The sequence below is a fragment of the Streptomyces sp. 6-11-2 genome (genome assembly GCF_006540305.1).
GTDB lineage: Bacteria > Actinomycetota > Actinomycetes > Streptomycetales > Streptomycetaceae > Streptomyces.
Map to the genome: position 1 here is coordinate 611,845 of NZ_BJOR01000002.1, position 17,810 is coordinate 629,654.

A 17,810-nucleotide genomic window follows, 5' to 3' on the forward strand; every position below is an offset into this window, starting at 1 on the left:
CACGGACCCCTGCCCTCGAAGCGATGTGATTGCGAACTGCAATCACTAGCCGTGGGCGAGCCTAGACTCGGTGATGGCAGAATGCAATCACTGGAGGTGGGCATGCGAGACAAACCGCGGTCCGGATGCGCGGTCAACGCGGCGGTGGAGGCACTCGGGGACCAGTGGAGCCTCATCGTCCTGCGCGACGTGATGTTCGGCGGGCGCCGACACTTCCGCGAGTTGCTCAGCCACTCCGAGGAGGGGATCGCGTCGAACATCCTCAGCAGCCGTCTCAAGGCCCTCGTCGCCGGCGGTCTCCTCACGCAGGAGCAGGCCGGACGAGGACGTCGAGCGACCTACAGCCTCACAGAAGCGGGCATCCAGACAGTCCCCATCATGGTCGCGCTCGGCTCCTGGGGAATGCGGCACCGTCCGACCACACCCGAACTCAGCGTCCGCGCTCGCCTCTTGGAGGACGGCGGCCCGCATCTCTGGGAGGACGTCATGGACGAACTCCGCGAGGTGCACCTGGGTATTCCCCGCCCGAAGCCCAACCACCCCCGGGCCTCCGAAATCCTTCAGGCAGCCTACGAGCAGGCACTCGCGGAGGCGCACTGACACACCCTGGGGTCACTCAAGTGCTTACAAACAGGGCGGATGAGGGTGGGCAGGACGCGGCAATGGGCAGCGGCCCCCTGGTCAGGGGGCCGCTGTTGGGCTGCGGCGGTTTCGCTTAGGCGGCGCGGCGGGTCTTGCGGCCGCGGACTGCGACGGCGGTGCCGGCACCGGCGACGACCAGCGTGGCGGCCATACCGGCGATTGCCGCGGTGTTGTCGTGCGTACCGGTCTCGGCAAGGTCGGAGCTCATGGCCACAGTCGACAGGGCGCCGTCGGTCTTCAGGGTGCTGTTGGTTTTCAGGGCGCTGTTGGTCTTCAGGGCGTGGTGGTTCTTCGGGCCGTGGTGGTTCTTCGGGCCGTGGTGGTTCTTCGGGGCGTGGTGGTTCTTCACGGCGTGGTGGTTCTTCGGGGCGTGGTTGGTCTTCATGGTCTTGTTGATCCAGTCCGCGTAGGCGTGCGCGTTGGTGTAGAGGCCAGGGCCCTCCGAGCACGGCACCTTCGGGGCACCGGGCCCGGAGGTGACGCCGATCAGTTCCCAGCGGCCGTTCCGGCCCTTTTGGACCTGCGGCCCGCCGGAGTCCCCGAAGCACGCCATGGCCTTGGGCACGGTGGTGATGGTGCACAGCCGGGTCGGGCCCGCGTAGCCCGGCGCGCACTCGGACACAGCGCCCCTGCGGGTGTTCAGCTCCTGCAGCCGGTCCGGGAACTTGAGCTCGGTGTCGACGGTGGTGCCGAAGCCCAGGAGCCGGGTCGGCGTGCCGGGTCCCCCGACATGCTCGGCGATCTTGATGGGCTGCTGGGCGACCGGGCGGTCCAGGCGTATCAGCGCGAGGTCGTTGTTGTTGGCGGCCTTGCCCTCGCCGTTCACATAGCCGGGGTGGACGAAGATCCGGTCGATCTTCCGGACGGTGCCGCCGGACTTGCGGTGCTCGCTGCCGACGCGCACGATGCCGTCCAGCTCGAGGCCGTCACCCTTCACGCAGTGGGCCGCCGTCAGTACCCACTGCTGATCGATCAGCGACGCCCCGCAGGTCCCGTCGTTCAGACCGAGCGTGGGGGCCGACTCGGGGACGGTCGCCATGAACGGGTAGTGCTCGGTGGAGTCCGATCCGTTGACGATGGCTGAGGCGCTGCCGGCCATGACAGTGGCGCATGCCGCAGCTGCGAGAACGCCGACGGCAGCGGTGCGGGCGGTACGGCGGCGCAGTGGCTTGAAGCTGAACACAGGTGGTTCCTTTTGTGCGGTGGATCCGTGCGCATTCAGCCTCGTTGTTTCGACGCCTGCCAGACCATCCGGGAAACAGGCCAGTTGATGGTATGGCTCTCTTCCCCTCCGTACTGGGGAAAACCCGAGGTCCGGAGTGTGGCTGCCCGGCGAAGGACTTCGCAACTACCGGTTCTCGGGGTGGTGGCTGCCGCCCGCCCGGTGCCGAGCACGGTGACGCCCTGGCACTGGGCGGGCGCCGTGCGGCGAGACTTTGGGGTGCAGTCCCCACTCGCGCTCGGGGCAGGTCAGTGGCACGCGCGGGCGGGCCCGGTGGATCTGCTTCCAGGTGATGCGGCCCTCGCACCCGAGACCCTCCAGGGTGAGGTCCAGGACGCTGTGCTCGGGGTGGATCGCGCTGAGCGGCATGGCCGGGCCCGCCCTTCACACCGTACCGGCGTCACGCACGGGGGCGGGACGGGGTTCGGGAAGCGAGGTTGCGGGGGCTGTCCGGTATGGTCCCGGCCGGTTTGTCATTGCCGCCGAGCACGCTGAAGTCGACGTCCAGGCGGGCGTCGTAGTCGTCAGGGGGTGATGCCGAGCTCGTGGGGGAGTACTCGCCGAACTGCTTGATGTGCTCGGTCAGGTACGCCTGCGTGAGGTCAAGCGGGTCGACGGGGCGGCCTTCAGCCTGCAGTTCGCGGACCACGTCGGCTTTGAAGAGCGCCGGTCAGGCATCGCGTGTGCATGACTGCTGCGTTGGTCGGTGGAGCGGGGTGGGGAGTCGTTGTTGGGCGATGCCCCGGCGGTCGGGCCGACGAGGAATTCATGGCGAGCGCGACCTCGCCGACGGCCCGCCGCCGTCGCGGTGGGCGCGACCGCGGGGCGGCAGGCGGCCCGGGCACCCGCGGCGGCGGGGCGGTGGTTCGGTCCAGGGGCCGTGGCGGTCGGAGACCCACCGCGCGGCGAGCAGACCGGAGGCTGCGGTCAGGGCTGCCGCGGCGCTGACAGCGGCGTTCAGGTTGAGGGTGTCGGCCAGGACGCCGGCGATGAGGGCGCCGACGGCGTAGCCGATGTCGCGCCAGAAGCGGTAGGCGCCCAGGGCGTTGGCCCGCCACGCGGGGTGGACGTGGTCGGAGACCGAGGCGATCAGCGCCGGATAGACCATGGCCGTGCCTATGCCGAGAGCGACGGCGGAGGAGATCCCGGCCAGCAGCGGATGGGCCAGCAGGACCAGTGCGAGGACGAACCCGGCGGCCTGCAGGAGCATCCCCCACACGATGAGTGGTTTGCGGCCGATGCGGTCGGCGAGGTGGCCGGTGTAGGTCTGCCCCAGGCCCCACAGGATCGGGTAGATCCCCTTGATCAGCCCGACCGCGGCAAGACCGAGGCCGTGGTCGGTGAACAGCAGGGGGAAGACGCCCCAGGTAAGGCCATCGTTGAGGTGGTTGACCAGCCCGGCCTGGCTCGCGCCGCGCAGCGAACGGTGACGCCAGGAGGTTCGGGCGAACACGGCAGCCAGGCCAGTGTCCTCCCCACTGGACAGGGCCCGGGGTGCTGGGAGAGCTCGAGGGCGACGTGTGCGGCGGTGTCCCGCACCATCAGCGACAGCGCGAGTCCGGCGGCGACGAACACGACGCCGATCAGTTCGGGGACCGGGCGCAGGCCGTAGGCAGTGGCGAGGTAGCCGGTCAGCAGCGCGGTGACGCCGACCGCGGTGTATCCGGCGGCCTCGTTCAGCCCGGTTGCCAGCCCCCGGCGCTCCGGCCCGACCAGGTCGATCTTCATGTTCACCGTCATCGATCAGGTCAGGCCCTGATTCAGGCCCAGCAGAACGTTCGCGGCGACGATCAGGCTCCAGGACGGCGCCCAGGCGAGGATGAATGGGACGGGGATGCCGAGGATCCGGCCGGCCACGAGGATCCGGCCGGCCACGAGGATCTGCTTGCGACGGAAGCGGGCGGTCAGGGCGCCGGCGGCGCGGTTGGTGAACGCCTTGGTGACACCGAAGGCGATGATGAAGGAGAAGATCGCCAGGTCGCTGGTCAGATGGAAGGTCTCGGAGCCGATCAGCGGAACGGTGGTGCGTTCCAGACCGACCAGACCGCCGACACAGACGTTGACGATCACCAGCAGCGTGAACTGCAGCCAGTTCTCGCGCAGGCCCAGCCGCACCGGCGGGCCGCCACTGTGCGTCCGGTCGCTGGCCGGGCTGTGGGTCTTCATCTCGTGCCTCCGACCTGCCTCACGCCCTGAGCGAGGGCCGCGACAAAAATCTTGATGCGGACCGCCGCCGGCGACCAGGACCACTGGCGTCGCGGGTGGTGAAGGTGGCCGTGAGGCGTATGGGAGGGGACTCATTCACCCTGCCGACGCGCCGAGCGAGCGGGGTTGGGTGCTGGGGTTTTAGCGTCGTAGTGCCTTGCGCTGTGACAGGACCGCAGGGCGATGGACGGCCCCTGCACGCAGCGCCCTGGGCAGGGGCCGCCGTCCCTGCCTGGACAGCAAGGCGAGCAAGGTCTCGGTCACCGTCAGTGCATGCTTGGAGCTGGGCATTCGCAGTGGTAGTTGGCCTTACATTCCAGGGCCAGCGAGCCCAAACACCCCCTCGCTCTAACCTCGCGCTTTCACGAGGTGGCCTGTCCACAGGCTGATCAGAAACACGGAAAGTGCTCTTGACCTGCAACGATAGGACTTGCTGAGGGTCCTGTCGGTTGCAAGGAAAAGAGCACTTTCCAGGTGAGAGAGCCTATCGCGTCGTACCCGCGTGTCCGTGTTCAGGGGGACGGCCGCCAGGTGGTCTCGCAGGCCGGCTCGGTCCTGCTGGTGGAGACGGTCCGCAAGGTGGGCCTTGACCGGGCGATATCTGCGGCACTGGCGCCGTGGCGCAAGCCGCGGGCCGTTCATGATCCCGGGAAGGTCCTCCTGGATGTCGCACTGGCGGTCGCGATGGGCGGGGACTGCCTGGCCGATGTCGGCATGCTGCGGGCCGAGCCGGCCATGTTCGGGCCGGTCGCCTCCGACCCGACGGTCTCCCGCCTGGTTGACACCCTCGCAGCCTCCGGGGAGAAAGCCCTGCGGGCCATCCGTGCCGCGCGGGCTGAAGTCCGCCAAAGTGTCTGGCGGTTGGCCGAACGGAAAGCGCCTGATGCGGACGGGTCGGTGACTGTTGACCTCGACGGGGTGCTGGTGATCGCGCACTCGGACAAGCAGGGCGCCGCACCCACGTGGAAGCGGACCTACGGCCACCACCCGTTGATGGGGTTCGTCGACCACGGACCGGGCGGCACCGGGGAGCCGGTGGCGGCCCTGCTCAGGCCGGGGAACGCGGGCTCGAACACGGCCGCCGACCACATCACCGCCGCCGGCCTGGCCCTGGCTCAGCTCCCGAAGAAGTACCGGCGCGGGCGGCAGACCCTGATCCGCACCGACTCCGCGGGCGGCACCCATGACTTCGTCGCCTGGCTGGCCCGGCGGGGACGGTGGCTGTCCTACTCGGTCGGCATGGTGATCACAGATGCGATCCACGAGCACGTGCTGAAGGTTCCGGCATCCGCCTGGACGCCGGCCGTCGAGGCGGACGGCGAGATCCGCGACGGCGCCTGGGTCGCCGAACTCACCGGCGATGTCCTGGAGGGTTGGCCGAAGGGGATGCGGCTGATCGTTCGGAAGGAAAGGCCGCACCCCGGGGCCCAGTTGAGACTCACCGACGCGGACGGCATGCGACTGACGTGCTTCGCCACCAGCACCTCCGGCCGGCCGGCCGATCGCCGAGCTCGAGCTCCGTCACCGGCTGCGGGCCCGGGCCGAGGACCGGATCCGGGCCGCCCGGGCCACCGGGCTGCGGAACCTGCCCCTGCACCACACCGCCCAGAACCGCATCTGGCTGGAGATCGTGCAGATCGCACTGGACCTGCTGGCCTGGATGCCGATGCTCGCGCTGACCGGGAAGGCCAGGCTCTGGGAGCCCCGTCGCCTGCGGCTCCGCCTGTTCACCGCGGCCGGACAGCTCGTGACCACCGGCCGCCGGCGGGTCCTCCGCCTGGCCCGGCACTGGCCCTGGACCAGCCACATCACCACTGCCCTCGACCGGCTCGCGCTCCTGCCGAACCCCGGCTGACCGACGGATTCCCCGTCCCTGCGACAGCACCTCAACACCCGGAACAGTGGAACCCGGCGCCACCCCGAGGCGACACTCGGGCCTCGGCCCTGCCCAGCCCCAGCCCACCGCGCGAAAACGGTCCACCGACTCCGTCGACGGACCGTCACGAAACTTCGAGGCTAGAGGTCAGTGCGGGCTGGCGTGGTTTCAGGTTCACTGGTGGTCGTTGCCTGGTCGGCGTAGTGCTTTTCCTCGAATTCGATGGGGCTGAGGTAGCCGATCCGTTTCTGGATGCGGCGGGGACTGTAGAAGCCGTCGATGTATTCAAAGAGCGCGAGGTTCGTCTCGGCCGAGGCCGCGGACGTACTCGGTCTTGACCAGTATCCACAGGTTTTCCGCCAGGGCGTTGTCGAACGAGTCCCCCACCGAGCCCATGGACGTCTGGATTCCGGCTTCGACCAGGCGTGTGGTGAGCTTGAGGGACGTGTACTGCCCGGGTTCAAGGAATCGTCGCAACACTGTCCGTCAGCGAGTCTTGGGTGAGCCGATAGGTTCATGACCCGCACCAGATTGGTGTTGGCTTCAATGACCCAGGACGCCGCGTGTTGGCTTCAACGACCCAGGCCGCGTGTGGTTATATCGCGACAGCGAAGGTGATGACGATGGCAACTAGCCGGCGCACCCACCGTCATGGGCTATCTGACAACACGTGCGCAAGGCCGTATCGGCGCTGCCCACCCCGCATCGCGAGCATACCCTTATGGCGGAGACGTAGTAGCTAATCGGGCGACAGTCCTCAGCGACTGCGCGGTCAGTCCCGGTCATTCGAGTCAGACCTTCGATGCCGGGTGATGGCGGACATCTACTCCACAGTTGGGGAATGCATTTCATGACAGATAGCAACGAAAATGCGCGTGCGGGACGACCACGCGGGAACTTGAGTAGGCGACGCCTTCTTCAAGGGACAGCGGGCACCTTCGGTGCCGCTCTAGCATCCGCCGGCATCTATGAAATGATCGACAGCATTGCAAAACCACCGGACCGGGCCGCTGCTGACACCGACAGCCCGCCCATTCAGGAACAATATATCCTGCAGAACGAGCAGGTGGTCATGGTCAATGGCTCGGGCGTGAAGAGTGGCAATGGCAAGATTGCTGTCCGGGTGCCGGCCCTGCACGATCATGTCATTACCGCAAGGCTGAATGTGCCGGCGAATGCAAAGGCGTTGCAGGAGGCGCAGCACCACCTCGAGTCCGCCCTCCTGGGCCTGGAACGCCAATTTCCGCCCGCTCCCACAGGAGTGGCCACCACGGTAGCCTGGGGACTTCCCTACTTCCACCACTACATCCCAACCCTGGGCAAGGCGTCGGGCTTCTTCAAGGCGGGAACATCTTACCCAGCGTATCTGCCGGTCGATTTGATGACTTCCAAGACGGAGGGCCATACCGTATATGCGCTGCAGGAGGCCAGGACGTTTCCCAGTGACCAGCCCCCGCCTGGCTTCGGGCCGGTCCGCTTGGAACAGAATGACGTGGCCGTGCTACTCCGCAGTGACTCGCTCGCCAATATCAAGGCAGCCCAAAACGCCCTCTTCGGGCCTGGAAGCAACCAGGTGGGCAGCCTGTTCAAAGTGACGAGTATCCGCCAGGGCTTCTCCGGGGGCGGTTTCTTCGGGCAACAGGGCCTCCCGAGCAAGCTGGCGCTGGCAGCTAATATCCCCGGCGCACAGTCGATTCCTCGACAGGCGCAGGGCTTCCTCGGCTTCGCCACCACCCTGGACTCGAATATGGGACCCGGCAACATCGCCAATCTGGAGACCCTGCCTGGCCTCACCGATCAGTGGCCCAACGGTTACTTCAAGCAGGGGACCACCATGCATCTCTCGCACCTGTTTCAAGATCTGGTGACCTGGTACGAACAGAACTTCCCTCAGTACGCGGATCGCGTCCAGGCCATGCTCCAGCCCGGCCTCTCGCCCGCGCCCGCACCGGGCACGCTTGCCCTCCAACCGCCAGGTCAAAGTGAGGCCGAAGTAGCGCAAGGGGTCCAGCGGTACCACGCCTACGGCCACACTGGGAGCATGTCGCAAGTGGACAGCACCACATCACCGACGACCAGCAATTACGGGAAGGCCTACCCCACAGGGACGACCATCCCCGTGCGCGGCGATTTCGACACACTGGACAATCCATTCCACTACACATCCGATCCGACGGCAGACCACTACAGCAAGAAGAAAGCGGCCGGGTTGCACTTCATTTCGTTCCAGCCGACGATTGCACTCTTTAATCTCGTTCGGCTCTCGATGGACGGCCACTATCCCGATATGACACTCCCTATCGCACCGCGCAGCCCCCACGCCGGCATCAACTCGGTCCTGCACACGACCCACCGGCAGAACTATCTGGTTCCACCACGTCGCCATCGCTCTTTCCCGCTCGCAGAGTTCCTTGTCTGACACGAGCCGGCGCGCCGCGCCCTCAGGGCTGTTGCACGGTTAGTTGATCTTGTCGATGCGCCAACTCCCCGCAGGCGACTTGACCTGCTGCTACTTGGGACCGCAAGGACATAGCCCACACCGGCCTCCTCCAGCATCCGCCGGAAGCCGCATTCCTGGCCGTAAGTCGCATCAGCGGTCACCCAGGCGATCGGCGGCGCAGAGTCAAGCGCCCTCAACACCATCGCCCCGAGCACGGCGATCAGGGTGCGCAGCTTCAGGTACTCGGCCGCGTCCTCACGCCGGACGGCGGCGAGTCGGACCGGTTCGCCCTCCCGGTCCGCGATCCTGCGCGACCTGGAGCGATCGCCGAGGGCGATCTGTGCGTCCGGACGACGTACGAGTTCCTGGCCGACGCCAGGCCGGTGCAACTGTCGACGAGCTGGGTTGACCTTGTCGCGGGTAACAGGGTTCAGCGGTCCGTAGTCGGCGCGGTAGAGGGTGGCGCTGCCGACGCCGGCCAAGCGCGGGGAGAACGCCGCCGCCGAGTTCGGCCAGGAACCGCAGCCGTAAGAGGCCCGTACGATGACCAGCGTGACCGACCGCGGCACCCTTGGCACCGGCCCCCAGGCTCCAGCGCACAGCATCCGCGCCTCCCAGGCCGACCTACTCGACGCTCTCCCCGGAATCCGCCTCCCCGATGTTGACGATCTGCGGGACCGGGGTGTTCTCAGTACTCGCCCGGAGACATCCCCGTCCCCGCGGCGGACCCTCGGAACTGGCGGCCGCGCCGACGAGGAACCGGCCCGCCTCCCTGACTGACACACTCGCTGATTATCCCGACGCGGCGGGCAGGGTGATCTCGGTGCGCAGGCCGTCCGCCCAGGTGAGCGCGACGAGATGACCGCCGTCGGGCTCGGGGTACACGGTCAGTGAGGGGTCCGCGGCATCCGGGCCTCCCCGGTCCAGGAGCACCATGGCGGCGAGGACCTCGCCGAACGGTGTGTCCGTGTCCGTGGCCAGCCAGGGGATCGCCGTCCAGGAGCCGAGGGGACTGGTGTCCTGCTGGGTCGTGACTCCGCCGAGGTCGAATCCCCGCAGGGCCCGCAGGCGAGATCGCAGTGACGCGGTCCGGGCCTCGGCGGACGGGCCCGGCTCGCCGGGAGTGATCTGTGTGCCCGGCCGGGTGTCGGCCGCCACCGGCCAGCCGCCCAGCCGCACGGCACGCCAGGACGGGCTCGCACCGGTCGCAGGCGCGTCGACCCGGGCGAGGCGGATCTCCACCCCGTCGCGCAGCAGCGAGGCGACGGTGATCACCGGCCCGGGGGCCACCGGTCCGCGCCGGCCGGAGCCGTAGTCGGGCGAGTCGTCGGCGGCGGTGTCGACCCAGCGCACCGGCCCGCGGGAGGCGGCCGCCAGCACACCACCCGGCAGCTCCCGCGCGAACAGCGGCTCGAAGCCGGACCGGTGGGAAGCCCGGCCCGTGTCGTCGAGCAGTACTACCGCGTTGTCGATCGGGGAGGCCACCGCGTCCGCGGTTAGCGGGGGGACCGTGGCGGTGGAGTAGCCGAGCCGTGCGTACGGGGGCGAGTCCGCGCCGGTGTCGCCGGGGCGGGCGTGGTCGGTGCCGTGGTTGAGGACCATCGCGATCCCGTCGCGGCGCCGTGCGGAGAGCAGCCAGCCGGGGGCGGTGAGCACCCGCTCCGTGTCGGCGGTCTCGATGGGGAGCGGGAGTTCCGTGTCCGTCCACACCGGGTGGTCGGCAGGCAGTATCAGCCCGAGCATTCCCTTGGACGCCCAATACGGTGAGCCGGAACCGGAGTAGGACTGCCGCATCGCGGGCCAGGCGTGGTGCCAGCCCAGTGTCAGCAGCCCCTCCGCGTCGGGGGCGTCCCGGTCGGTGAAGTGCCGGACGATGCCGCCGGTCACGCGGCGTACCAGTCCCGGCGGCTGTCCGCCGGCCCCGGTGACTGCGCCGACCCAGAACGGTGCGGCGGCGGCGAACCGGTAGGTGAGGCTGCGGCCCTGTAGCAGCGGGGAGCCGTCCGCGCCCACCAGCCGGACCGCGTCGTCGAGGTAGTCCCGCAGGTCCGCCGCCCAGGTCTCGCGCAGCTGTGGCGGGCAGAGCGAGCCGGTGACGTCGAACAGGTGGGTCCACAGCAGCGGGTAGAGGTGCAGCGCCCAGCCCGTGTAGTGATCGTAGGACCGTTCCTCGCCGTCGCTGAGCCAGCCGCCCGGCCTGCGCATCGAGGCGTGGAAGGCGAGGTCCTCCTCGATGTCGGCGGCCGACCACGGGCCGCCCGCCTCGCGGAGGAAGGACTCGACGACGATCCTGAACCAGACCCAGTTGTTCCGCGGGTAGGGCTGGCCGAGCACGGTCGCCAGCCAGTCGACGGTGCGCTCGCGCACCCCGTCGTCGAGCAGGTCCCACAGCCAGGGCCGGGTCAGTTGCAGCACCAGCGCCACGGACGCGGCCTCGACCTTGGCCTGGCCGAGCTCGTCGGGGCGCGGCCAGGCCTCCGGGGAACGCGGGTCGGTGCCCGCCGCCAGGCCGCGTGCGTACCGGTCGAGCAGCCCGCCGGGGTCGGCGCCGTGCTCCCCGGCGATTCGGAAGCCGGCCAGCAGGAAGGTGCGGGCGAAGCCCTCCAGGCCGTCGGAGTCGGTGCCGTACATGCTGACGGGGCCCGGCAGGGCGACGCGGGCGCCGGCCGGGGAGCGATACGGCTCGAGGGCGGCGAGCATCCGGTCCGCGAGAGTGGTCCAGTGCTCTCGGGTCCACCCGGTGTATGGGGAGCGGACCCGGTCCTCCGGGACGGTTGTGCCGGGGCGGATGATCATGCCTTGGCTCCCACTGGGTCTCGATGGGTGTGGCTGAATGCAGGGTTGGCGGCCGGTGCCAACGACGCGAGCATGGCGCGGCTGTTGCGCCAGACGACGAAGAGCGTGCAGCCCGGCAGTACGGCCAGGCCGAGCAGGGGCGCCTGGTTGACCAGGACGAGGGTGATGCCGAGCAGCCCGAGGTTCAGCAGCCCGAGCCACCAGCGACGTACCGACGCGTACGACGCGGTCAGCAGCGTGCGCGGTGAGATCCGCGGATCGTCCGCCACGGCGGCCATCGTCACTATCCCGGAGCCCGCGGCGCCCAGCGTGACGACGGCCAGCAGCGGTATCAGCGCCGGCCCCGGCGCGGCCTTGCGGAGGACGGCCACGTCGGTGGCCGCAACGGCGACCAGGAGCACGCACGGCGCCCAGCCGAGCAGCGCCGGGGCGAACAGGCGCCGGTAGCCGCGGAACAGGTCGGCCGCCGGTGCCCGGTCGTCCTCGGTGGTCCGCCGCAGGTAGTGGAAGGTGGCGGCGAGCGAGGGGCCGAGGCCGAGGGACAGCAGTCCGAAGAAGGCCGGGTACTGCCACGGCCGGTGCACCACGCCCAGTGCCAGCAGCAGGGGCGCGTTCGTCGCCGCCAGGCCCAGGTTGACGACCAGGACCCGGTGGACGTGCGACCAGAGCAGCTCCCAGGACCCGTGGTCGAGGTTGAGCCTGAGGCGCCGGCCGGTGACGGGGGTGCTCATCGCGGCCTCACTTCATTCCGCTGGTGGCGATGCCCTGGACGAAGTAGCGCTGTCCGAGCAGGAAGACGACCAGGATCGGCAGTACCGACAACACCGATCCGGTCATGATCATGGCGTATTCGGAGTCGTAGATGCCGACGAACTGCCGCAGTCCGATCTGTACCGTCCACAGCTCGTTGTCGGTCAGATAGATGAACGGCCCCATGTAGTCGTTCCAGGTGTTGACGAAGGTCAGCAGCGCGAGACTGGCCAGCGCCGGCTTCGACAGGGGAAGCACGATCCGTGCCCAGATGCCGTACTCGCTGAGCCCGTCCAGCCGCGCGGCCTCGCTGATCTCGTCCGGGATCGTCAGGTAGTACTGCCGCATCAGAAACACGCCGAACGCACCGAAGGCCTGCAGCAGGATCAGCGAGAGGTGCGTGTTCACCAGTCCCAGGCGCTCCATGATGATGTACTGCGGCACCATGTACGCCTGCCACGGCACCGCGATGGTGCTGACGTAGGCGAGGAACAGGGCATCGCGTCCGGGGAAACGGGCCTTGGCGAAGCCGTAGGCCGCGAAGCTCCCGGTCAGCACCTGCAGCCCGGTGATGGTGACACTGAGGAACAACGAGTTCCCCAGGTAGGTGAGCAGCGGGATCCGGGTCCAGATGCGGGAGAAGTTGTCCCAGTGGAACTCCTGGGGGATCCACTGGATCGGGACCGTGAGCACCTCGTTGTCCCGCTTGACCGAGGAGACCAGCATCCAGGCGAAGGGCACCAGGATCGCGGCCGACAGCGCGATCAGCGCCGCGTAGAGCAGGGCGCGGCCCAGGAGCCGCGCCGTCCGGCGGCGACTCCCCGGAGCGGACCGGCCCCACCCGCCACCGGTCGGGCGCGAAGCCCCGGCCGTCGTGCTGTCCTCTCGCAGCACGCTCGTGTTCATCGCTCATTCCTCCGCTGGAACCGGAACTGGACTACGGTGATCATCAACACGATGACGAAGAGCACCAGGGAAATCGCCGAAGAGTAGCCGAAGCGCCCCTGCTTGATTCCCTCCCGGAAGATCACCTGGGACAGCACCAGGGTCGACCGGCCGGGGCCTCCCTCGGTCATGATCTGCACCAGGTCGAAAACCTTGAAGCTGGAGATCGTCAGCATGACCAGCACGAAGAATGTGGTGGGCCGCAGGGACGGGACGGTGATGTGCCAGAACCGCTGCCACGGGCCGGCCCCGTCCACCCGTGCCGCCTCGTACAGCTCCGCGGGGATCGCCTGGAGCCCGGCGAGGTAAAGCACCATGTAGTAGCCCATGTCCCGCCACACACTGGTGATGATGACCGCGGGCATCGCCCAGTCGGTGGAGGTGGTCCACCCCGGCGGATGGCTGACACCCACGGCCCGCAGCAGCTGGTTCACCGGCCCCAGGTCGGGACTGAAGAGCATGTTCCATACCACCGCCACCGCGACCAGCGAGGTGATGTACGGGAAGAAGAACGCCGTACGCAGGAACCCGACGCCGCGGAGTTTCTGGTTGAGCAGCACGGCCAGGCCGAGGGACGCCGCCAGCGTGAGCGGGATATGGCCGACGGCGTACCACGCGGTGTTGCTCAGTGCGACCCAGAAGGTGTCGCTGCCGAACATCCTGCGGAAGTTCGCGAGCCCGACCCATTCCGGTGTGGAGTACGAGTTCCAGTTCGTGAACGCCAGCAGCAGCGTCGCGAGCACCGGAACCAGGGTCAGGGCCGCGAAACCGAGGAAGTTCGGGAGGATGAAACTCCAGCCGACCAGTGTGGTGCGCCGACTTCGCCGCCTGGCGGCTGCGGCGCCGGATTCCGGGCTCATCCGACTTCGGACTTCACTCGGGAGTTCATCTCCTTGATGCCCTGGTCGAGCGACTTCTCACCGGTCATCACGAGTTGGTGCTCCTCGGTGAGGATGGTGTCGACGTCCGAGGACTTCTCGCTGATCGGCATCTCCAGCTTCACCGTGTCCGGGTGCATGGCCTTCTTGGTGAGGTCGTCGGTCGGCATCCCCTGGACGGAGAAGTAGGTGTTCATGACCGACTCGTCGGTGTAGGACGGGGTGATGCCGATCTTGGCGACCGCGGCGGCGCCCTCGGGACCGGACGCGAACGACAGGAACTTCCTGGCCGCGTCGGAGTTCTTCGCCTTCTTGTTGATGGCGAAGGCGGTCGGTGCGCCGAAGGTGGTCGTCTTGCCGTCGGCGGTGATCTGCGGCAGGGGCACCATGCCCCAGTCGTCCTTGAAGTTGCCTGCGGCCTTCTCCTGCACCAGGACCGCGGCGAACCAGGTGCCCATCGGCACCATCGCGGCCTTGTCGGTCGTGAACATCGTCTTGTAGGTGACCTTCTGGCTGTTGGCCGTGGCCCACGGCATGGTCGCCCCGGACTTCTGCAGGTCGAGGGTCATCGCGTACTGGTCCTTGAAGAACCCGTAGTCACCTCCGAGCAGGTCGCCGCCGGTCTGCGCCGCCGCTATCGCCTGGACGAGCGAACGCCAGGTGTGGTGGTAGGTGCCGTAGACCTTCGACGCGCCGTTGCCCTTCGTCTGCCGCTTCGCCAGCGCGGCGTAGTCGGACCAGGTCAGCTTGGACAGATCCGCGCCGCTGTCCCTGAGCAACGCCTTGTTGTAGTAGAGGACGTAGAAGTCCTGCCGGTACGGCAGCGCGTAGTACTCGCCGTTCAGGTCGTAGGCGTCGAGCCCGCCGTACTTCGCCTTGTCGAGCTTGCCGGCCTCATCGGTGACCGACTGAAGCTGGCCCCGCGTACCGAACCGGGCGTAGTCCGTGAGGGTCTTCATCGTCAGCACGTCGGTGGTGTCGCCACCGGCCAGCATCGTGGTGACCTTCTCCGAGTAGTCGTCGGAGAGGATGTCGACCGGGCGGACCTCGATGTCCGGGTACTTCGCCTTGAACCCGTCGATCAGCGCCTTGAACTCTGGTGTCTGGTCGTAGTTCCACAGGGCGATCCTGAGTACCTTCTTGCCGTCGGCGGTGGTGTCGGAACCGCCGCTGCTGCTGCACCCTGCGGTGAGCAGGGCCAGCGCGATGGCTGCCGTCAGGATCTTGGCGGGTCTTCTCATGGTGCGTATCTCCTTCGGTGTTGGTCGAATGGAAGACATCGGCTCAGGCACTCAGTCCGAGGGCCCAGGATTCGGCGGTGACCTCTCCTTGCAGAGGCTGCCGCCCGATCCACCGGGCCAGCTCGTCGATGGTGTGGTCGGTGAGGCGCCCGATCTCCGAACCGAGCGACCCCGCCACATGCGGGGTGACCATCACCTGAGCCAGCCGCCGCAGCGGTGAACTCGCGGGCAGCGGCTCGGGGTCGGTCACGTCGAGGATGGCGAAGAGGCGGCCGGACGCGCACTCGGCGGCGAGTGCGTCGGAGTCGATCAGGCTGCCCCGCGCCGTGTTGATGACCGTCGCATGGTCCGGAAGCAGACGCAGTTGCTCCGCACCGATGAGGTGCCGAGTCTCCTGCAGCTCGGGAGCGTGCAGGGACAATACGTCGACTCTGGGTAGCAGGTCCACCAGCTCGACCAGGGTCGCGCCGGCCGCCGAGACCTCCTCCGGATCTGCGTGCGGATCCGCGACCAGACAGGTGGTGCCGTCGAGAACCTTGAGCAGTTCGACGACCCTGCGGCCGATCCGGGAGAACCCGACGATGCCGACGGTCTGCGCGAAGTTCGACAGATCCCCGTAGCCCGTCACCCTGCCCCACCCCTCGTACGCGAGACGCTCGTCGGCGGCGAGGAAGGGAACCTTCTTGCCGGCGAAGATGATGGCCGCCAAGGTGTACTCGGCCACCGGAATGGCGTTGGTGTCGGCTGCGCTGGTGATCCGGATCCCCCGCCGCCACACGTCGTCTCCCACCAGGCCCCGCACGCTGCCGGCGCAGTGCAGCACCGCGCGCAGCGCGGGCGCCGCGTCGAGCCGCTCCGGTGTCAGCTGGGGAGCGCCCCAGGACGTCAGCATCACCTCGACGTCCGCCAGCTGGGCCCGTACCGCCGGGGCGTCGAGGTCGTCGGTCCAGACAGGATCACCCAGCGTCACCAGGTCCGCCAGCCGTGCGAGACGGGCAGCGTCGAAGTGCGCTTCGAAGCTCTCCCTGCTCATCACGACCAGTGCGTGTGGCTTCGTCTGCATCAAGCGTCGAGTCCTTCCCTCGGCCGGTTTCACACCGGCGCTGGCGAGCGCGTCTTGCCGGTCGCGTGGGGAAAGAGATAGTGGTGGTGAGCACAAACCCGCTACGGCTCGTACATGAACGAAGCGATTCGTTCAGAGTCGAACACACAGGATAGGGGAGGGTGAACCGATGGCCGGTGACCGGCTCTTCGCTCTGCAACGCAGGGAGCGGATCATGGACGAACTACGCCGGCACGGCGCCGTCCGGGTCCCCGAGCTGGCCCAAATGCTCGAGGTCAGTGAGCTGACGGTGCGGCGCGACATCGGCGCACTCGCCGGCCGCGGCCTGCTCACCAAGGTGCACGGCGGCGCGACCCTCCCGACCGAAACCGACTCGGCTCCCCAGCGCCGGACCCGCCCCGGATCCACGCCGTTCACCATCGGCATGGTCGTTCCCTCGCTGGACTACTACTGGCCAGCCATCGTGACCGGCGCCCGGGCCGCCGCAGTCGCGCTCGGCGTGCAGATCCAGCTGCGCGGGTCGAGCTACGATCGGGCCGAGGACCGCCGGCAGATCAGCCGGCTGATCGAGGCCAAGCAGGTGCAAGGACTCCTGCTGGCGCCGAGCCTCGAGGCCGACGGCGCCGATGAGATGATCGACTGGATCGGCAAGCTGCCGGTGCCGACGATCCTGGTGGAACGGCAGACGGCGCCCTGGACTCCGACGCCGTGTCAGCTTGAGTGGGTGCGAAGCGACCACGCGCTCGGCATGGAGATGGCGGTGCGTCACCTCCACGAACACGGACACCGCCGGATTGGCCTGGTGCTCGCGAACGGCAGCCCGACATCGGCGCATCTCGCCCAGGGCTGGCTGCGGGCCTGCGCGGAACTCGATCTGCCCGGCGAGTTCGTGGTCCGGGAGAGCGTGGCCCTCGACATACCCGGCCACCGGCAGATCATCGAGGAGATCCTGCTCCGCTGCCGCCGGTCTCGGACCACCGCGCTCATCGTGCACAGCGACCAGGACGCGATGTCCGTCGCCCAGTACGCCGCCGAACAAGGCATCGCCATCCCGGACGACATGGCTCTCGTCAGCTACGACGACGAGGTGGCCCGGCTCGCCGAACCGGCCATGACGGCGGTCCGCCCGCCCAAGTCCCGGGTGGGCCGGGCCGCGGTGGAGATGATGGTCTCAAGGCTGATGGAGGGCAAGCGCCGCCCCGCGCAACGCGTCCTCGTCCTGCCCGAGCTGATCATCCGCAACTCCTCGATCAGGACATGGGAAGGCCGGTAGCAGGGATGGCCGAAGCCGGTTCCGGCGGAGGCCATTCCACCGGAACCGGCCTCAACTCCACGGCTGCGCCGGGCCATTCGCGACCGTGCACACCAGGTGCACTGCTGCGTGATACTCGCCCGACCGGGCGCTATGCCCCGCAGCGGCGGCAGGTCGAACTCGTCGTCGGGCATACGCAGCAGCAGTCGGCCGGCCGCTGCGAAAGCCACCGTCGTGAGCCCCCATCCCACCCGGTCGAGTTTGTGGACCCCGCTCAGCACGGAGGCGAGGTAGATCGGCAGCGCCACCGTCAGTCCGACCGCGAGCCAGACCGGCGCCATCCGCGCCCGCCACAGCGCCGGCCCGAGCAGCCCCGTGCCGAGGAGATGGCCGATCACGAAGACCCCGGCTGCTTGTAGTCGCGGATGATCGTGATGCCGGGCCGCGGCTGTGACCGAGGCTGCCCAAGTAGACCGGACGTCCAGCTGCCCGGAGTGCGG

17 protein-coding genes and 2 pseudogenes are annotated in these 17,810 nt (G+C 68.4%); 5 read left to right on the forward strand and 14 right to left on the reverse strand.

From position 1 onward, the window contains the following. Positions 1 to 102 precede the first annotated feature (102 nt). Positions 103 to 600, forward strand: coding sequence for a helix-turn-helix domain-containing protein (locus TNCT6_RS38975; protein WP_141367841.1), 498 nt, complete (start codon positions 103 to 105; stop codon positions 598 to 600). Between the two features lie 115 nt (positions 601 to 715). On the opposite strand, the gene TNCT6_RS38980 is transcribed toward TNCT6_RS38975, so the two are convergent. From TNCT6_RS38980 to TNCT6_RS41575, 5 genes are all read right to left on the reverse strand, one after another. Beyond that, positions 716 to 1,825 carry a trypsin-like serine protease gene (locus tag TNCT6_RS38980; RefSeq protein WP_373996268.1) on the reverse strand — a complete coding sequence of 370 codons (1,110 nt, stop codon included), beginning with the start codon at positions 1,823 to 1,825 and terminating at the stop codon, positions 716 to 718. A 165-nt stretch (positions 1,826 to 1,990) separates the two neighbouring features. Next, positions 1,991 to 2,233, reverse strand: coding sequence for a hypothetical protein (locus TNCT6_RS38985; protein WP_141367842.1), 243 nt, complete (start codon positions 2,231 to 2,233; stop codon positions 1,991 to 1,993). Between the two features lie 31 nt (positions 2,234 to 2,264). Continuing rightward, positions 2,265 to 2,513, reverse strand: a complete 249-nt coding sequence (locus tag TNCT6_RS38990; RefSeq protein WP_141367843.1) for a hypothetical protein — start codon at positions 2,511 to 2,513, stop codon at positions 2,265 to 2,267. A gap of 117 nt (positions 2,514 to 2,630) precedes the next feature. After that, entirely contained in the window at positions 2,631 to 3,317 is a 687-nt protein-coding gene (locus TNCT6_RS41570; protein WP_253266553.1) for an MFS transporter, read from the reverse strand. 290 nt (positions 3,318 to 3,607) lie between these two features. Continuing rightward, positions 3,608 to 4,030 carry a hypothetical protein gene (locus TNCT6_RS41575; RefSeq protein ID WP_253266554.1) on the reverse strand — a complete coding sequence of 141 codons (423 nt, stop codon included), beginning with the start codon at positions 4,028 to 4,030 and terminating at the stop codon, positions 3,608 to 3,610. Between the two features lie 513 nt (positions 4,031 to 4,543). Here TNCT6_RS41575 and TNCT6_RS39000 point away from each other — a divergent pair. Further along, positions 4,544 to 5,924, forward strand: a pseudogene (locus TNCT6_RS39000) (IS1380 family transposase). Positions 5,925 to 6,085: 161 nt separating this feature from the next. Here TNCT6_RS39000 and TNCT6_RS42280 read toward each other — a convergent pair. Together TNCT6_RS42280 and TNCT6_RS39005 are read right to left on the reverse strand one after the other, a co-directional pair. Further along, entirely contained in the window at positions 6,086 to 6,226 is a 141-nt protein-coding gene (locus tag TNCT6_RS42280; RefSeq protein WP_373996275.1) for a hypothetical protein, read from the reverse strand. A gap of 4 nt (positions 6,227 to 6,230) precedes the next feature. After that, positions 6,231 to 6,422 (reverse strand): hypothetical protein, encoded by a 192-nt coding sequence (locus tag TNCT6_RS39005; protein WP_141367844.1) that lies wholly within the window; start codon positions 6,420 to 6,422, stop codon positions 6,231 to 6,233. A 496-nt stretch (positions 6,423 to 6,918) separates the two neighbouring features. Between TNCT6_RS39005 and TNCT6_RS39010 the strand changes: the two genes are divergently transcribed. Continuing rightward, positions 6,919 to 8,364, forward strand: a complete 1,446-nt coding sequence (locus TNCT6_RS39010; RefSeq protein WP_216372885.1) for a hypothetical protein — start codon at positions 6,919 to 6,921, stop codon at positions 8,362 to 8,364. Here TNCT6_RS39010 and TNCT6_RS42285 read toward each other — a convergent pair. Then, on the reverse strand, positions 8,307 to 8,588 hold the full coding sequence (locus TNCT6_RS42285) for a transposase (RefSeq protein ID WP_373996276.1): 282 nt from the start codon (positions 8,586 to 8,588) through the stop codon (positions 8,307 to 8,309). The two genes, TNCT6_RS39010 and TNCT6_RS42285, sit on opposite strands and share 58 nt — an antisense overlap. 108 nt (positions 8,589 to 8,696) lie before the next feature. Here TNCT6_RS42285 and TNCT6_RS42290 point away from each other — a divergent pair. Beyond that, positions 8,697 to 8,816 (forward strand): annotated as a pseudogene (locus TNCT6_RS42290) (GntR family transcriptional regulator); the annotation flags it as partial. A 361-nt stretch (positions 8,817 to 9,177) separates the two neighbouring features. On the opposite strand, the gene TNCT6_RS39025 reads toward TNCT6_RS42290, so the two are convergent. Genes TNCT6_RS39025 through TNCT6_RS39050 form a run of 6 tightly spaced genes read right to left on the reverse strand, consistent with a single transcriptional unit; the run spans position 9,178 to position 16,058 of the window. Then, positions 9,178 to 11,181, reverse strand: coding sequence for a DUF2264 domain-containing protein (locus TNCT6_RS39025; RefSeq protein WP_141367846.1), 2,004 nt, complete (start codon positions 11,179 to 11,181; stop codon positions 9,178 to 9,180). Beyond that, positions 11,178 to 11,912: a hypothetical protein gene (locus TNCT6_RS39030; protein ID WP_216372886.1), complete on the reverse strand. Its 735-nt coding sequence runs from the start codon at positions 11,910 to 11,912 to the stop codon at positions 11,178 to 11,180. Before TNCT6_RS39030 ends, TNCT6_RS39025 begins: the two co-directional genes overlap by 4 nt. Before the next feature lie 7 nt (positions 11,913 to 11,919). After that, positions 11,920 to 12,837: a carbohydrate ABC transporter permease gene (locus TNCT6_RS39035; RefSeq protein ID WP_141367847.1), complete on the reverse strand. Its 918-nt coding sequence runs from the start codon at positions 12,835 to 12,837 to the stop codon at positions 11,920 to 11,922. Beyond that, the gene (locus TNCT6_RS39040) at positions 12,834 to 13,736 is read right to left on the reverse strand and encodes a carbohydrate ABC transporter permease (protein WP_141367848.1); all 903 of its coding nucleotides are present in this window, start codon (positions 13,734 to 13,736) and stop codon (positions 12,834 to 12,836) included. The genes TNCT6_RS39035 and TNCT6_RS39040 overlap by 4 nt, the downstream gene beginning before the upstream one ends. Continuing rightward, complete coding sequence (locus tag TNCT6_RS39045) at positions 13,733 to 14,995, reverse strand: ABC transporter substrate-binding protein (RefSeq protein ID WP_141367849.1); 1,263 nt, start codon at positions 14,993 to 14,995, stop codon at positions 13,733 to 13,735. The genes TNCT6_RS39040 and TNCT6_RS39045 overlap by 4 nt, the downstream gene beginning before the upstream one ends. A 43-nt stretch (positions 14,996 to 15,038) precedes the next feature. Next, positions 15,039 to 16,058, reverse strand: coding sequence for a hydroxyacid dehydrogenase (locus tag TNCT6_RS39050; protein WP_141367850.1), 1,020 nt, complete (start codon positions 16,056 to 16,058; stop codon positions 15,039 to 15,041). 169 nt (positions 16,059 to 16,227) lie between these two features. Here TNCT6_RS39050 and TNCT6_RS39055 point away from each other — a divergent pair, with 169 nt between their 5' ends. Beyond that, a complete protein-coding gene (locus TNCT6_RS39055) occupies positions 16,228 to 17,331 on the forward strand; it encodes a substrate-binding domain-containing protein (RefSeq protein WP_141367851.1) in 1,104 nt (367 codons plus the stop codon). Positions 17,332 to 17,810: the final 479 nt, after the last annotated feature.

What these genes read in the sequence shown, in the direction of transcription:
- TNCT6_RS39030 (WP_216372886.1), bottom strand. Translation starts at nt 11,912, where the DNA reads ATGAGCACCCCCGTCACCGGCCGGCGCCTCAGGCTCAACCTCGACCAC.
- TNCT6_RS39050 (WP_141367850.1), bottom strand. Translation starts at nt 16,058, where the DNA reads ATGCAGACGAAGCCACACGCACTGGTCGTGATGAGCAGGGAGAGCTTC.
- TNCT6_RS39045 (WP_141367849.1), bottom strand. Translation starts at nt 14,995, where the DNA reads ATGAGAAGACCCGCCAAGATCCTGACGGCAGCCATCGCGCTGGCCCTG.
- TNCT6_RS39055 (WP_141367851.1), top strand. Translation starts at nt 16,228, where the DNA reads ATGGCCGGTGACCGGCTCTTCGCTCTGCAACGCAGGGAGCGGATCATG.
- TNCT6_RS38975 (WP_141367841.1), top strand. Translation starts at nt 103, where the DNA reads ATGCGAGACAAACCGCGGTCCGGATGCGCGGTCAACGCGGCGGTGGAG.
- TNCT6_RS38985 (WP_141367842.1), bottom strand. Translation starts at nt 2,233, where the DNA reads ATGCCGCTCAGCGCGATCCACCCCGAGCACAGCGTCCTGGACCTCACC.
- TNCT6_RS39010 (WP_216372885.1), top strand. Translation starts at nt 6,919, where the DNA reads ATGATCGACAGCATTGCAAAACCACCGGACCGGGCCGCTGCTGACACC.
- TNCT6_RS41575 (WP_253266554.1), bottom strand. Translation starts at nt 4,030, where the DNA reads ATGAAGACCCACAGCCCGGCCAGCGACCGGACGCACAGTGGCGGCCCG.
- TNCT6_RS42285 (WP_373996276.1), bottom strand. Translation starts at nt 8,588, where the DNA reads ATGGTGTTGAGGGCGCTTGACTCTGCGCCGCCGATCGCCTGGGTGACC.
- TNCT6_RS39025 (WP_141367846.1), bottom strand. Translation starts at nt 11,181, where the DNA reads ATGATCATCCGCCCCGGCACAACCGTCCCGGAGGACCGGGTCCGCTCC.
- TNCT6_RS39035 (WP_141367847.1), bottom strand. Translation starts at nt 12,837, where the DNA reads ATGAACACGAGCGTGCTGCGAGAGGACAGCACGACGGCCGGGGCTTCG.
- TNCT6_RS39040 (WP_141367848.1), bottom strand. Translation starts at nt 13,736, where the DNA reads ATGAGCCCGGAATCCGGCGCCGCAGCCGCCAGGCGGCGAAGTCGGCGC.